Here is a 14431-nt window from a genome sequence, read left to right as displayed (position 1 = left end):
CCCACGGCGGGCCCACGGCGGGGCCTCTGCCGACACGGCGCCCCACGCTCCGTGGGACTACCCGTGGGTAGATTTCGTGGCGGCGAGTCGCGTGACACGATGAGCGGGTGAGTGACGCCGAGAAGTCCAGCAAGAGCCCGGCCATCGCGTCGGTGATCCACGAGGGCCTCCCCACCCAGCTGCCCGACATCGACCCCGACGAGACCCAGGAGTGGCTCGCGTCCTTCGACGCGATGCTCGACGACCGCGGTCGCGACCGGGCGCGCTACGTCATGCTGCGGCTGCTGGAGCGGGCGCGCGAGAAGCAGGTCGGCGTGCCGGCGCTGCGCTCGACCGACTACATCAACACCATCCCCCCGGAGCGCGAGCCCTGGTTCCCCGGTGACGAGGACGTCGAGCGCCGCATCCGGGCCTTCATCCGCTGGAACGCCGCGGTCATGGTCTCGAGCGCCAACCGCAAGGGCCTCGAGGTCGGCGGCCACATCGCGACCTACCAGTCCTCTGCGTCCCTCTACGAGGTCGGCTTCAACCACTTCTTCCGCGGCAAGGACCACGACGGCGGCGGCGACCAGATCTACATCCAGGGCCACGGCTCCCCGGGCGTCTACGCCCGCGCGTTCCTCGAGGGCCGCCTGGGCGAGGAGCAGCTCTACCGCTTCCGCCAAGAGGTCCAGCACGGCAAGGGCGCCGGCCTGCCGTCGTACCCGCACCCGCGACTGATGCCGGACTTCTGGGAGTTCCCCACCGTCTCGATGGGCCTCACCGCGATCGGCTCGATCTACCAGGCCAGGTTCAACCGCTACCTCGACAACCGCGGCATCAAGGACACCCAGCAGCAGCGGGTGTGGGCCTTCATGGGCGACGGCGAGATGGCCGAGCCGGAGTCGCTCGGCGCGATCCGCGTCGCTGCCCGCGAGGAGCTCGACAACCTCACCTGGGTCATCAACTGCAACCTCCAGCAGCTCGACGGACCGGTCACCGGCAACGGCAAGATCATCCAGGAGCTCGAGGCCAACTTCCGCGGTGCCGGCTGGAACGTCATCAAGGTCGTCTGGGGCCGTGAGTGGGACGCCCTGCTCGCCCGCGACGTCGACGGCGTCCTGGTCAACCGGATGAACTCCACGCCCGACGGCCAGTTCCAGACCTACTCCACCGAGGACGGCGCCTACGTGCGCGAGCACTTCTTCGGCGGCGACCCGCGCCTGCGCAAGATGGTCGAGCACATGTCGGACACGCAGATCGAGAAGCTGCCGCGCGGTGGCCACGACTACCGCAAGGTGTACGCCGCCTTCGACGCCGCCACCAAGCACACCGGCCAGCCGACGGTGATCCTCGCCCACACCATCAAGGGCTGGACGATCGACGCCCTCGAGGGCAAGAACGCCACGCACCAGATGAAGAAGCTGACCCTCCCGGACCTCAAGAAGTTCCGCGACCGGCTCTACCTCCCGATCAGCGACCGCGACCTCGAGGAGTCCTACGAGAAGACCGGCGGCGCGCCGTTCTTCCACCCCGGTGCCGAGGCGCCGGAGATCGAGTACATGCTCGAGCGCCGCAAGGCGCTGGGCGGCTCGATCCCCCGCCGCGTCCTGCGGGCCGCCTCGCTCAAGCTGCCCGGTGACGACATCTACAAGGACCTCAAGCAGGGGTCGGGCAAGAACAAGATCGCCTCGACCATGGCCGTCGTCCGGCTGCTGCGCGACTGGATGAAGGACCCCGAGATCGGCGAGCGCATCGTGCCGATCGCGCCCGACGAGTACCGCACCTTCGGCATGGACTCGATGTTCCCGAGCGCCAAGGTCTACAACCCCGGCGGCCAGCAGTACGAGTCGGTGGACCGCAAGCTGCTGCTCTCCTACAAGGAGTCCGCGCAGGGCCAGATGCTCCACGAGGGCATCTCGGAGGCCGGCGCGATGGCGTCCGCGACCGCGGCCGGATCGTCGTACTCCACGCACGGCGAGCACATGATCCCGTTCTACATCTTCTACTCGATGTTCGGGTTCCAGCGCACCGGCGACTCCATCTGGGCGATGGCCGACCAGCTCGCGCGCGGCTTCCTCATCGGCGCCACCGCCGGCCGCACCACGCTCACCGGTGAGGGCCTGCAGCACGCCGACGGGCACTCCCCGCTCCTCGCGGCGACCAACCCGGCGATCGTGCACTACGACCCGGCGTTCGCCTACGAGATCAGCCACATCATGAAGAGCGGCCTCGAGCGGATGTACGGCACCGGCGGGCCCGAGGGCCACGGCGAGGACGTCATCTTCTACCTCACCGTCTACAACGAGCCGGTCTCGCAGCCGGCCGAGCCCGACGACGTCGACGTCGACGGCATCCTGCGCGGCATCCACAAGGTCTCGACCGCCGAGGGCGAGGGACCCCGGGTGCAGCTGATGGCCTCCGGCGTCGGCTACCCGTGGATCGACGAGGCGGCCCGCCTCCTCGCCGAGGACTGGGGCGTGCAGTCCGACCTGTGGTCGGTCACCTCCTGGAACGAGCTCGCGCGCGACGGTGTCGCCGCCGAGGAGTGGAACCTCCTGCACCCCGGCGAGGAGCGCCGCACGGCCTACGTCAGCGACAAGCTGGCCGGCGCCGAAGGCCCGGTCATCGCGGTGTCCGACTACATGCGGGCCGTCCCGCTGCAGATCGCCCGCTGGGTGCCGGCCGACTACCGCGTGCTCGGTGCCGACGGGTTCGGCTTCGCCGACACCCGCCCGGCTGCCCGGCGCTACTTCCACATCGACGCGGTCAACGTCGTCGTCCAGGCCCTCCAGGCACTCGCCGACGCCGGTCAGGTCCCGGTGGAGAAGGTCGTCGAGGCGGCCGAGCGCTACCGCATCGACGACCCGACGGCGACGAAGGACATCAAGCAGGAAGGAGGGGATGCGTAAGCATCCCCGGCCTGATCTGGTGGCTCACGCCTCCCGCGCGTAAGCGGCGGGAGGGTGGCCCACCAGCTGCGTGAAGGCGCGGATCAGGTGGGACTGGTCGGCATAGCCCAGGCGCGCGGCGAGGTCGGCCCAGTCGACGTCGCCGCCGCCGTGCGCGGCGGTGGTGACGTCGAGCAGCCGGAACCGCTGCACCACCCACTTCGGGCCAATCCCGACGTGCGAGTGGAACCGCCGCTGCAGGGTGCGCAGGCTGACGCCGGCGAGGCTCGCGAGCTGCTCGGCGCGCACCAGCGAGGTGTCGGTCTCCGCGCGCTCGACCAGCGCCGCGAGCTCGGGCACCAGCGGGTCGTCCGCCGGACCGAGGCCGCGCAGCCAGGCAGCGAGCACGGTGGCGCCGTCCTCGGGACGCTCGCAGGACAGCACCTCCCGGGCCACCGGCCGGTCGTCACCGCCGAGCACCTCGGCGCCCGGCAGCTCCCGGCCCTGCAGCGCCCCGACGTCGGCGCGCAGGAACGGCCGGAACCCGGCCGGGCGGAACCCTGCCGCGACGGTGTGCCCGGCGCCCTCGAGCCGCCGGCGGAACATCCGCGGGTGGACGCCGTGGACCAGCAGGCGGGGCTCGCCCGCGACGACCTCGGCACTGACGTGCACCACCGGCCGCGGCACGACCTCCTGGACGTGCGGCTCGGGAGCGTCCCAGCGGACCCACCAGAAGTAGTCGACCAGCCCGGCGAGGTCGTCGTCGGGCTCACCGCGGCCGACCTCGATCCGTCGCCCCGCCCGGCTGGGTCGGAGGACCGCCGCCCGGACGCGGCCCGATCTGGAAGGCACCCCGTCAGCCTAGGACCGGGGTCCGACAGCCCTGTCGCCTTTCTCCAAGCATCGGGCCCACCCGGGGCGCAACACTCGTGACGACGGCCCACGAGCCGCACGACCCGCACGACGACCGCACGAGGAGACAGCAGTGGCCCAGCAGCAGACAGCCCGGATCGCGATGGTGACGCTCGACTGCGCGGAGGTCGCGCCGTCGGCGGAGTTCTGGTCGGCGCTCCTGGGCTGGAGCGTCGCCGCGAGCACCGAGGACTACGCGATGCTCAGCGGACCGGACGGCTCACCCGCGCTGGGCCTGGGACGCGTCCCGGACCACCAGCCGCCCTCGTGGCCCGACGAGGGTGGCCGCAAGCAGTTCCACCTCGACCTCGCCGTCGACGACCTCGACGCGATGGCCGACCGGGCGGTGGACCTCGGGGCGCGGCTCGCCGACCCGCAGCCGGGCGAGACGTGGCGCGTGCTCATCGACCCCGCCGGCCACCCGTTCTGCCTGACCGACGCCGCGAGCTGGGGCTAGGCCGGCTGCGCGCCCGCCGGGCGTCGTACCGCACGGAGCGGGGCGACCGGTGCGTCGCCGGCACCGCCGTGCGCCGGCGCGACGGATGCGCCCTCGTCGAGCAGCTGGCGCCACCGCTCCCGGTCGTAGTGGCTCGGCTCGGTGGCCCGGATGAAGTCGCGCACGATCTTCGCGAACCGCTCGGGGTGGTCCTTGTGCGGGAAGTGCCCGGCGTTGGGGACGATCTCGACGCGCGCGGTCGGCGCGAGCGCACGGGCGTTGCTGGCGTGGTCGACCGGGATGACGAGGTCGTCGGCACCCCACACCACGCACATCGGCATCGCCTCGGTCAGGTAGGCGCGATCGGCCATGGTCACGATCTGCCCACGCCAGTCCACGACGGCGCGCACGACGTGCCGGATGGCGGCGCGGGTGTCGGGATCCTTGAAGGAGTCGTAGATGTCGGCGACCTCGTCGAGGTCGCGCAGCTGGCTCAGGCCGGTGGCGGCGAGGACCCGCATCGACGCCGTGGCGGCGTGGCGCAGCCCGGGCAGCGACAGCACGCCCATCAGCTGCTGGAACCCGGGCGTGGTGATCGCCCGGATCGCGGGGCTGACCTCGGGCCCCAGACCGCCGGACCCCACCAGGACCAGCCGTTCGGTGCGCTCGGGGTACTGGTAGGCGAACTGCATCGCCACGCCCCCGCCGAAGCTGTGGCCGACCACGGTGGCGGTGTCGATGCCCAGCACGGTGAGCAGGTCGCGCATGCCGTTGGCGTAGCCGCCCACGCTGTAGTCGGCCCGCGGCTTGTCCGAGGCACCGTGGCCGAGCAGGTCGGGTGCGATCACGGTGTGCGTGCGCGCCAGCGAGTCGATGACCGGGGTCCACGTGGTGTGGTCGCACCCGAGCCCGTGCAGCAGCAGGACGACGGGTCCCGAGCCCTTGCGGACGTACGCGCGCCGGTGCCCGTGCACGGTGACGTGCTGCAGGTGCGGGTTGCTGCGACGCGGCACTCGAGCTCCAACCTGTGGGGACCGTCCCGGATTCAACCAGACGCACGTCCAGTTCCGCGGGCACACCGGGCGGCGATGCCAAGTCGTGACCTGGTGGGCCGTTCCGGCGGGTCCGGTGGCCGAACCACCGGCTTCGTGGGAATCCCACTACGTCGCGGACCGCACTAGAGTCGCGCCATGCCCCCTTCCCGCCGTCGCGCAGCCGAGGCCCTGCGCAGCTCCACGGGGGCGCTGAGCACCGCAGCCACGGGCCGGATGTCCGCCGACCTGCCCTGGTTCGACGACCTGAGCGCCGAGGACCGATCCTGGGTCGGCCTCATCGTCCAAGCCGGCATCCGCGGCTTCGTCGACTGGTACGACGTCGAGGTCGAGGCCTCGGCCCACGACCCCCTCGACGTGGTCGTCTTCGGCGCCGCGCCGCGCGAGCTCACCGGGGTCATCTCCCTGCAGCAGACGGTCGAGCTGGTGCGGCTGAGCATCCGCGTGGTCGAGACCAACATCGACGCCCTGTTGCACCCCGAGGACGTCGAGGAGGTCCACCAGGCGGTGCTGCGCTACGCCCGCGAGGTCGCCTTCGCGACCGCCGCGGTCTACGCCCGCGCCGCCGAGTCCCGCGGTGCCTGGGACGCCCGCCTCGAGGCGCTCGTCGTCGACGCGGTCGTCCGCGCCGAGACCGACGAGTCGGTGCTCTCGCGCGCGAGCGCACTGGGCTGGGGCGCACACGGCGACGTCGCCGTGGTGCTGGGCTCCGTGCCCCCGCACCGTGCGGAGATCGACGTCTTCGAGTCCGTGCGCCGCTCCGCCCGCGCGGGCGGCATGGACGCGCTGTGCGCCACCCAGGGCGACCGGCTGGTCGTGGTCCTCGGCGGTGCGGACGATCCCCTGAAGGCGGCGACCCGGCTGCTCGACCACTTCGGCGACGGGCCGGTGGTCGTGGGCCCGGTCACCGCCGACCTCGCCCATGCCAACGCCTCGGCCCGGGCGGCCCTCTCCGCGCACCGGGCGGCGGCCGGCTGGCCCGACGCGCCCCGGCCGGTCGCCAGCCGCGACCTGCTGCCCGAGCGCGCGCTCGCCGGCGACGGCCACGCCCGGCGCCACCTGGTCGACGACGTGTACCTGCCGCTGGTGGCGGCACGGGGCACGCTCCTGGAGACGCTCGGCGCCTGGTTCGAGCACGGCTCCTCGATCGAGGCCACGGCTCGCGCGCTCTTCGTCCACCCGAACACGGTGCGCTACCGGCTTCGCCAGATCACCGACGTCACCGGCTGGTCACCGACCCGCCCCCGGGAGGCCTTCACCCTGCAGCTGGCGCTGATCCTAGGGCGTCAGTCCGGCCGAACGGAATTGTAGGAACCCTACAAGGATCTGGGGGGCACTTTCGTCGGCGTCGGACCCGCGGCCGGGGCCGCGCCTTGGGCACAGTGGACTCGTGCTCGTCATCGTCGCCCCCGGTCAAGGGGCCCAGACCCCCGGTTTCCTCACGCCCTGGCTGGAGGACCCCACCTTCGCCGCGCGCTTCGACTGGCTGGCCACCGTGGCCGGCATCGACCTCGCGCACTACGGCACGGAGGCCGACGCGGACACGATCCGCGACACGAAGGTCGCCCAGCCGCTGCTCGTCGCGACCGGGCTGATCGCCGCCCTCGACCTGTTCCCCCACCCCGCCGACGCCTTCTCGCGCATCGGCGCCGTGGCCGGTCACAGCGTCGGCGAGCTCACCGCCGCGGCCGGCGCACGCGCGATCACCGCCGAGCAGGCGATGGTGCTGGTGCGCGAGCGCGGCAACGCGATGGCCGACGCGGCCGCGGTCACCGCCACCGGCATGACCGCCGTGCTCGGCGGCGACCGCGACGAGGTGCTCGCCACGATCGAGCGCCACGGGCTCACCGCCGCCAACGACAACGGCCCCGGCCAGGTCGTGGCCGCCGGCACGATGGAGCAGCTGGCCGCGTTCGCCGAGGAGCCCCCGGCGAAGGCGCGGGTCATGCCGCTGAGCGTCGCCGGCGCCTTCCACACCTCGCACATGGCTCCTGCCGTCGACCGCCTGGCCGCGCTGGCCCGCTCGGTCTCGACCCACGACCCGCGCACCCCCGTGATCTCCAACCGCGACGGACAGGTCGTCCACGACGGCCGCGACGTGCTGCGCCGCATCGTCGGCCAGATCGCCAACCCGGTCCGCTGGGACCTCTGCATGGAGACGATGAGCGACCTCGGCGTGACGGGCATCCTCGAGATGCCGCCGGCCGGCACCCTGACCGGCATCGCCAAGCGCGCCCTCAAGGGGGTCGAGACGTTCGCGCTCAAGACCCCCGACCAGCTCGACGCCGCCCGCGAGTTCTGCGACAAGCACGGCGAGGCCTCGATGATCGAGACCACGCCGACGTGGCGGATGATCGTCTCGCCGGCCAAGGGCACCTTCCACGTCTCCCCGGAGGCCGCCGAGCTCGACGTCCTGCAGCCGGGTGCCGAGATCGGCGCCGTGGCCAGCCTCCGCGACCGCACCCAGGTCAGCGCACCCCACGGCGGCTCCGTGGTGGAGTGGCTCGTCGAGGACGGCGACCTCGTCTCCCCCGGCCAGCCCCTGCTGCGCCTGCACCCCGAGGCGACCCACTGATGGCCCCCCTGACAGCCGCGACCGGTGCTCCGCACGCGCGCATCATGGGGATGGGCTCCTACCGTCCCACCCGGCTCGTCCCCAACTCCGAGGTGGTCGACGCGATCGACTCCAGCGACGAGTGGATCCAGCAGCGCTCCGGCATCAGGACACGTCGGTGGGCCGGTCCCGAGGAGTCGGTCCAGATGATGTCGGTGGAGGCGTCCCGCGCCGCCATCGAGCGCGCCGGGTTGAATCCCGGCGACATCGACTGCGTCGTCGTCGCCACCGTCAGCCACCTGCTCCAGACGCCCGCCGTGGCCACCGCGATCGCCCACGAGCTCGGCACCGGTGGTGCCGCCGCCTTCGACATCTCGGCCGCCTGCGCCGGCTTCTGCCACGGCATCGCGATGGCGTCCGACATGGTCCGCGCCGGCAGCGCCCGCCACGTGCTGGTGGTCGGCGTCGAGCGTCTCACCGACATCCTCGACCTGACCGACCGGGGCACCGCGTTCATCTTCGCCGACGGGGCCGGGGCGGCCGTGGTGGGGCCGAGCGACACCCCGGGCATCGGCCCTGTCGTCTGGGGCTCCGACGGCGAGCAGTTCGACCTCATCCGCCAGCGCGAGGACTGGCGCGACGTGGTCGGCACCGACACCCAGCCCGGCTCGGGCGTGATGCCGCACCTCACCATGCAGGGAAACCCGGTCTTCCGCTGGGCGTCCTTCGCGATGGCCAAGATCGGCCAGCAGGCGCTCGACGCCGCTGGGGTGTCCCTCGACGAGCTGGACGTCTTCGTGCCCCACCAGGCCAACATGCGCATCGTCGACGCGATGGCCCGCTCGATGAAGCTCCCCGAGTCGGTGCGCATCGCCCGCGACGTCGCCGACCAGGGCAACACCTCGGCCGCCTCCATCCCGCTCGCGCTCGACCGGATGATGCTCGAGGGCGACGCCCGCAGCGGTGACACCGCCCTCCTCATCGCCTTCGGCGCCGGCCTCGCCTATGCGGCGCAGGTCGTCACCGTCCCCTGAGCCGCCCGCACCCGCGAGCAGCCTCCGCTGACCCACCAGTTCTGACCGAGCACCACCACCGAGAAAGAAGGGAAGGCCCCATGGCCACCACCGAAGAAATCCGTGCCGACCTCGCCGACATCGTCAACGAGGTCGCCGGCGTCGACGCCGACGACGTCCAGCTGGACAAGTCGTTCGTGGACGACCTCGACGTCGACTCGCTCTCCATGGTCGAGGTCGTCGTGGCCGCCGAGGAGAAGTTCGGCGTGACCATCCCGGACGACGAGGTCAAGAACCTCAAGACCGTGGGTGACGCCGTCGCCTACATCGAGCGCGCCCAGGGCTGAGCCCTCCCCGACGTCACGGGCGGCCGACCAGCCTCGGCCGCCCGTGACCACCGGACCGCCCCGGACCACCCTCCACCACCGAGAAACGGATACCCACAGATGCCCTCGACCCGCGTAGTCGTCACCGGCCTCGGCACCACCTCCCCCGTCGGCGGGGACGTCGCCTCCACCTGGCAGGCGATGCTGTCCGGAACCTCCGGCATCAGGCGCCTCACCGACGAGTGGGTCGACGAGCTGCCGGTGAAGATCGGTGGCCGGGTCGCCGTCGAGCCGTCCGAGGTGCTCGACCGCGTCAAGGCGCGCCGCCTCGACCGCTCCAGCCAGTTCGCCATGGTCGCGGCCGACCAGGCGTGGGCCGACGCCGGCCTCGAGGGTGCCGACATCGAGGCCGAGCGCCTGGGTGTGGCCCTGGCCTCCGGCATCGGTGGTGTCACGACGCTGCTCGCCAACTACGACACGCTGCTCGAGAAGGGCGCCCGCCGGGTCTCCCCCCTCGCCGTGCCGATGCTCATGCCCAACGCCCCCGCGGCCAACGTCAGCCTCAAGTACGGCGCCCGCGCGGCCGTGCACGCGCCGACGTCGGCCTGCGCGTCGGGCAACGAGGCGATCGCGATGGCCCTCGACCTGATCCGACTCGGCCGCGCCGACATCGTGATCGCCGGCGGCACCGAGGCCGCGATCCACCCGCTCCCCATGGCCGCCTTCGCGAACATGATGGCGCTGTCCAAGACCGGCAGCGAGGAAGGCGGCGACCCGACCACGGTCTCGCGCCCCTGGGACAGCGCCCGTGACGGCTTCGTCCTCGGCGAGGGCGGTGCCGTGCTGATCCTCGAGTCGGAGGAGCACGCCCGCGCCCGCGGCGCCAAGGTGTACGCCGAGGTGCGCGGCGCCGGCATCAGCAACGACGCCCACGACATCGCGCAGCCCGACCCCGAGGGTCGTGGCGGCACCCGCGCCATCCAGATGGCCCTCCGCGAGGGCGACGTCGACCCCGCCACGGTGGTCCACGTCAACGCCCACGCCACGTCGACGCCCAAGGGTGACATCGCCGAGGGCCTCATGCTGCACGCCGTCCTGGGCGACCACGTCGACCGCTGCGTCGTGACCAGCACCAAGTCCATGACCGGGCACCTGCTCGGTGGTGCCGGCGCCCTGGAGGCGGTGGCCACCGTCATGGCGCTGCACGACCGCGTCAGCCCGCCGACGATCAACCTCGACGACAAGGATGCAGCGGTCGACCTCGACATCCCGACGTCGAGGCGCGACCTCCCCGAGGGCGACATCGTGGCCCTCAACAACTCCTTCGGCTTCGGCGGCGCCAACGTCGCCGTCGCCTTCGGCAGCGTCTGATCCACGTCTGATCCGCACCCGTCCTCGGAAGGACCCTCTGTGACTGCCACCGCCGCCAAGCCCGCCAAGCTGCCCCGCGAGGAGGACCCGCGCAACCCCGTGCACCGCCTCACCGCGCTGCTCGACGAGGGCACCCTCGAGCTGATCACCCCTGACGACGAGTCGGGCATGCTCGCCGCGGTCGGCCGGGTCGACGGCACGCAGGTGGTCGCGTTCTGCAGCGACGCGACCGTCATGGGCGGGGCGATGGGCGACGTGGGCTGCCGCGTCGTCGTCGACGCCTACCACCGCGCCCTCACCGACGGCGTGCCCATCATCGGGCTGTGGCACTCCGGCGGCGCCCGCCTGGCCGAGGGCGTGCTGTCGCTCCACGCCGTGGGCCGCATCTTCCAGGTGATGACGCAGGCCTCCGGCGTGATCCCGCAGATCTCCGTCGTGCTCGGGCCGGCCGCCGGAGGCGCTGCCTACGGCCCGGCCCTCACCGACGTGGTGATCCTCGGGCCCGAGGGCCGCATCTTCGTCACCGGCCCCGACGTCGTCCGCTCCGTCACCGGCGAGGACGTCGACATGCTGCGCCTCGGCGGGCCCGAGCCGCACGGGCGGCGGTCCGGCGTCGTCCACATCCTCACCGAGTCCGAGCGCGAGGCCCTCGACAAGGCCCGCACGGTCGCCTCGCTCCTCGGCGCCCAGGGCAGCCTGGCCGCCGACGACGTCGAGGACCGTGACCTCGACGCGCTGCTGCCGGAGTCGAAGAAGCGCGCCTACGACGTGCACCCGCTCGTCGAGGGGCTGCTCGACGAGGGCACGATGCAGGAGATCCACGCTCGCTGGGCACCCAACATCGTCACCGCCCTCGGGCGCTTCGGTGGCCGCACGGTCGGCGTCGTGGCGAACAACCCGCTTCGCCTCGGCGGCTGCCTGGACTCCCTGTCGGCGGAGAAGGCGTCGCGCTTCGTCCGCATGTGCGACGCCTTCGGGGTGCCGCTGGTGGTCGTCGTCGACGTGCCCGGCTACCTCCCCGGCGTCGGCCAGGAGTGGGACGGCGTCGTACGCCGCGGCGCCAAGCTGCTGCACGCCTTCGGAGAGTGCGTGGTCCCCCGTGTCACATTGGTGACCCGCAAGACCTACGGCGGCGCCTACATCGCGATGAACGCCCGCTCGCTGGGGGCCACGCGCGTCCTGGCGTGGCCGGGCGCCGAGGTGGCCGTCATGGGAGCCGTGGCCGCGATCCGCATCCTGCACCGTCGCAAGCTGGCCGAGGTCTCCCCCGAGATCCGGCCCCAGGTCGAGGCCGAGCTGGCCGCCGAGCACGAGCGCATCGCGGGCGGCGTCGACAAGGCCGTGGAGATCGGCGTCGTCGACGAGGTCGTCGAGCCGGCCCGGACCCGCAGCGCCATCGCGGCCGCGATGCGCCAGGAGATCGACACCGTCGGCGTGCGCCGCGGTCACCACGGCAACATCCCCCTCTGAGGCGTAACGCACGTCACACCGGCTCGTTGGACACCCTGACCCCCTCGGAGGTGTTCCATGTCGAGCCTGCTCGCGGCCGCCGTCCTCACCACGGCCGGCCTGCTGCCCGTGCCGCTGCCCAGCCCCCTCTCCCCCGGTGAGCCGACCCCACCGGCCCACTCGTCCCCGGAGCAGCCCGTCCTGACCGGCGTGCTGGACGCCCCCGACGGGCGGCTGAAGCGTGGCTGCAAGGACTACCACTACGCCTACGCGGTCACCACGCCGTCCTCCGACTGGACCTTCGACATCACGATGCAGGACCGTGCCGGCAAGGGTGTCAACGCCCAGTCGCTCATCGGGCCCAACGACCCGACCTCCGGCGTGCTGGAGTTCCGCCTGTGCCGCTGGGCGACCAAGCCGGGGATGTTCGCGCTCAAGGGCCAGCTCGTCTCGTACGACGGGTCGCAGGAGGCCTCGGTGACGGTCACCGAGGCCTTCCGGATGCGCAAGCGCAACCCGTGACCGTCAGGGCGGCCTGACGCGCCGTCAGACGACCTGGTGCAGCCACCGGACCGGTGCGCCCTCGCCCGCGTGGCGGAAGGTCTCGAGCTCGTCGTCCCACGGCTTGCCGAGCAGCTGGTCGATCTCGAGCAGCAGCGTGGTGTCGCCGAGGGCGGCCTTCACCACGGCGGCCTTGAGCCGGTCCTCGGGGATGAGGATGTCGCCGTGGGGGCCGGTGATGGCGTGGAAGATGCCCAGGTCCGGGGTGCACGAGAAGCGGGTGCCCTCGCTGGAGCCGGTCGGCTCCTCGGTGATCTCGAAGCGCAGGTGGTTCCAGCCCCGCAGCGCCGAGGCGACCGCCGCGGCGGTGCCGGCCACGCCCGTCCAGGACAGCTCGGCACGGTAGGACCCCGGCTGGGCAGGCTGCGGCGTCCAGTCGAGCGAGACGGCAACTCCGAGGACTCCGCCCACCGCCCACTCGATGTGCGGGCAGAGTGCGGAGGGAGCAGAGTGCACGTAGAGGATGCCCCTCGTCTCCGGACCGTCCGGACGGGAAGCAATGCGTGTGGTCACCATGACCTCCTTGAGTTCCGACGCTCCAGATGCGCCTTCCCCAGCGTTCTGTCGTCTTCGCTCTCGGAGTCCGAGTGACACGTATGTGATTAGTGGCTCCATTGTGACCCATGAGGCGCGCGAATGCCAGCGCACCTGGCCGACCCGCTGGGAGCCGCGCCCGACGCCCGTCAGGCGCGACTCCGGCCGCGGGTCAGGCCCCGGGTCAGGACTGGCGCCGCTCCAGCTGCTCGGCGCGCTCCGCGGAGTCGGTGAGCTCCTCGGAGTCGATCGCGTGGGTCCGGTGGAACCACGCCAGGGCGTCGGACTCGCGACCTGCTGCCTCGAGCGTGTCGGCGTAGGCGTAGCGCAGCCGCACGACCCACGCCGCGCGGCTCTTGGAGGTCAGCGGCGCGAGCTCGAGCGTGCGCAGGGCGGCATCGAGCTGGCCCATGTCCCGGCGGGCGCCCGCCTCCACGAGAGTCATCTCCGCCTTCGCCTCGGAGCTGAAGTTGGCGACCGACGGGCTCTTCGCCAGCTTGATCGCCTGCTCGGGGTTGCCGAGGGCCCGGTGGCAGTCGGCCATGATCGGGAGGTAGTCGGTCGCGCCGTTCATCCGCTTCGCCGCACGCAGCTCGGCCAGCGCCTCGGCGTAGTGGCCGGCGGCGTACGCCGTCTCCCCCGCCGCCTCGCGCACCACGGCGATGCGTGACGCGCGTGCCCGAGCGGCCAGCGCGTGCTGGTAGGCGAGCTCGGGGTCCTCGTCGATGAACCTCCCGGCCGCCGCCAGGTGACGGGCGACGCGGGCAGCGAGCTTCTCGGGCAGTCCCTTCAGCTGGGCGCGCACGCCGCGGTCGAGCTCGGCACCGGTGACGTCCTCCGGCAGGTCCGGACCGTCGTACGCCGCCTGGTCGGCAGTGCGGGGCTTCTCCTCCGAGCGGCCGCGGAACGCCTTCTGCGCGGAGTTGGAGGGACGCTTGCCGCCGGGCTTGCCCTGGTAGCCACCCCGGGAGGAGCCACCCTGGCCACGCGGCTTGTCGTCGCGCGAACCGCGACCACGCGCATCGCCGGCCGACCCGCGCCCGGCGCCGCCACGGGAGTCACTGCTACGGGAGCCCGAGCCACCCCGGGACGAACCGCCCCGGCCACCGGTGGAGCCGCCTCGCCCGGCGTTCGATCCACCTCGAGACGGACGCTGTCCTCGACGGTCCTCGGCCACAGCCGCACTTCCCTTCTCATGCACGTTCACCACGACGGCCCCCCGTACCGGGGCAACCGTACTCACTCATGCCACCAAATGGCGCAGAGGCCACCAGGATGCCTGGTGGCCTCTGCCAAATATATGTCCGGCGGCGTCCTACTCTCCCACAACCTCTCGGTTGCAGTACCATCGGC

The 14431-nt window shown here is 72.4% G+C and carries 13 protein-coding genes; 9 read left to right on the top strand and 4 right to left on the bottom strand.

Going from position 1 to position 14431, the window contains the following annotated elements; genetic code table 11:
- The first annotated feature begins 107 nt into the window (after window positions 1-107).
- Complete coding sequence (aceE, locus tag Q9S36_RS42765; RefSeq protein ID WP_311290854.1) at window positions 108-2891, top strand: pyruvate dehydrogenase (acetyl-transferring), homodimeric type; 2784 nt, start codon at window positions 108-110, stop codon at window positions 2889-2891.
- A gap of 24 nt (window positions 2892-2915) precedes the next feature.
- Here the strand turns inward: aceE and Q9S36_RS42760 are convergent, their stop codons facing one another.
- Complete coding sequence (locus Q9S36_RS42760) at window positions 2916-3722, bottom strand: helix-turn-helix domain-containing protein (RefSeq protein ID WP_311290853.1); 807 nt, start codon at window positions 3720-3722, stop codon at window positions 2916-2918.
- A gap of 133 nt (window positions 3723-3855) precedes the next feature.
- Here Q9S36_RS42760 and Q9S36_RS42755 point away from each other — a divergent pair, with 133 nt between their 5' ends.
- Window positions 3856-4239, top strand: a complete 384-nt coding sequence (locus Q9S36_RS42755) for a VOC family protein (protein ID WP_311290852.1) — start codon at window positions 3856-3858, stop codon at window positions 4237-4239.
- Here Q9S36_RS42755 and Q9S36_RS42750 read toward each other — a convergent pair.
- Entirely contained in the window at window positions 4236-5231 is a 996-nt protein-coding gene (locus Q9S36_RS42750) for an alpha/beta fold hydrolase (protein ID WP_311290851.1), read from the bottom strand. The two genes, Q9S36_RS42755 and Q9S36_RS42750, sit on opposite strands and share 4 nt — an antisense overlap.
- A gap of 177 nt (window positions 5232-5408) precedes the next feature.
- Between Q9S36_RS42750 and Q9S36_RS42745 the strand changes: the two genes are divergently transcribed.
- The 7 genes from Q9S36_RS42745 (at window position 5409) to Q9S36_RS42715 (ending at window position 12505) form a co-directional block, all read left to right on the top strand.
- A complete protein-coding gene (locus Q9S36_RS42745; RefSeq protein WP_311290850.1) occupies window positions 5409-6581 on the top strand; it encodes a helix-turn-helix domain-containing protein in 1173 nt (390 codons plus the stop codon).
- A 79-nt stretch (window positions 6582-6660) separates the two neighbouring features.
- Window positions 6661-7845 (top strand): acyltransferase domain-containing protein, encoded by a 1185-nt coding sequence (locus tag Q9S36_RS42740; protein ID WP_311290849.1) that lies wholly within the window; start codon window positions 6661-6663, stop codon window positions 7843-7845.
- Window positions 7845-8858: a beta-ketoacyl-ACP synthase III gene (locus Q9S36_RS42735; RefSeq protein WP_311290848.1), complete on the top strand. Its 1014-nt coding sequence runs from the start codon at window positions 7845-7847 to the stop codon at window positions 8856-8858. The genes Q9S36_RS42740 and Q9S36_RS42735 overlap by 1 nt, the downstream gene beginning before the upstream one ends.
- Window positions 8859-8938: 80 nt before the next feature.
- Window positions 8939-9184, top strand: coding sequence for an acyl carrier protein (locus tag Q9S36_RS42730; protein WP_129456799.1), 246 nt, complete (start codon window positions 8939-8941; stop codon window positions 9182-9184).
- 99 nt (window positions 9185-9283) lie between these two features.
- On the top strand, window positions 9284-10534 hold the full coding sequence (locus Q9S36_RS42725; RefSeq protein WP_311290847.1) for a beta-ketoacyl-[acyl-carrier-protein] synthase II: 1251 nt from the start codon (window positions 9284-9286) through the stop codon (window positions 10532-10534).
- Window positions 10535-10573: 39 nt separating this feature from the next.
- Window positions 10574-12004, top strand: coding sequence for a carboxyl transferase domain-containing protein (locus Q9S36_RS42720; RefSeq protein ID WP_311290846.1), 1431 nt, complete (start codon window positions 10574-10576; stop codon window positions 12002-12004).
- 57 nt (window positions 12005-12061) lie between these two features.
- A complete protein-coding gene (locus Q9S36_RS42715; protein WP_311290845.1) occupies window positions 12062-12505 on the top strand; it encodes a hypothetical protein in 444 nt (147 codons plus the stop codon).
- 24 nt (window positions 12506-12529) lie between these two features.
- Here the strand turns inward: Q9S36_RS42715 and Q9S36_RS42710 are convergent, their stop codons facing one another.
- Together Q9S36_RS42710 and Q9S36_RS42705 are read right to left on the bottom strand one after the other, a co-directional pair.
- The gene (locus Q9S36_RS42710; RefSeq protein WP_311290844.1) at window positions 12530-13057 is read right to left on the bottom strand and encodes a DUF3145 domain-containing protein; all 528 of its coding nucleotides are present in this window, start codon (window positions 13055-13057) and stop codon (window positions 12530-12532) included.
- 205 nt (window positions 13058-13262) lie between these two features.
- Window positions 13263-14255 (bottom strand): hypothetical protein, encoded by a 993-nt coding sequence (locus Q9S36_RS42705; protein ID WP_311290843.1) that lies wholly within the window; start codon window positions 14253-14255, stop codon window positions 13263-13265.
- Window positions 14256-14431: the final 176 nt, after the last annotated feature.

The sequence above is a fragment of the Microbacterium sp. ARD31 genome (genome assembly GCF_031844425.1).
This window is presented reverse-complemented; position numbering and strand designations above follow the sequence as displayed.

Coding starts and splice junctions, on each gene's coding strand:
- Q9S36_RS42715 (WP_311290845.1), top strand. CDS start 12,062: ATGTCGAGCCTGCTCGCGGCCGCCGTCCTCACCACGGCCGGCCTGCTG.
- Q9S36_RS42730 (WP_129456799.1), top strand. CDS start 8,939: ATGGCCACCACCGAAGAAATCCGTGCCGACCTCGCCGACATCGTCAAC.
- Q9S36_RS42745 (WP_311290850.1), top strand. CDS start 5,409: ATGCCCCCTTCCCGCCGTCGCGCAGCCGAGGCCCTGCGCAGCTCCACG.
- Q9S36_RS42735 (WP_311290848.1), top strand. CDS start 7,845: ATGGCCCCCCTGACAGCCGCGACCGGTGCTCCGCACGCGCGCATCATG.
- Q9S36_RS42725 (WP_311290847.1), top strand. CDS start 9,284: ATGCCCTCGACCCGCGTAGTCGTCACCGGCCTCGGCACCACCTCCCCC.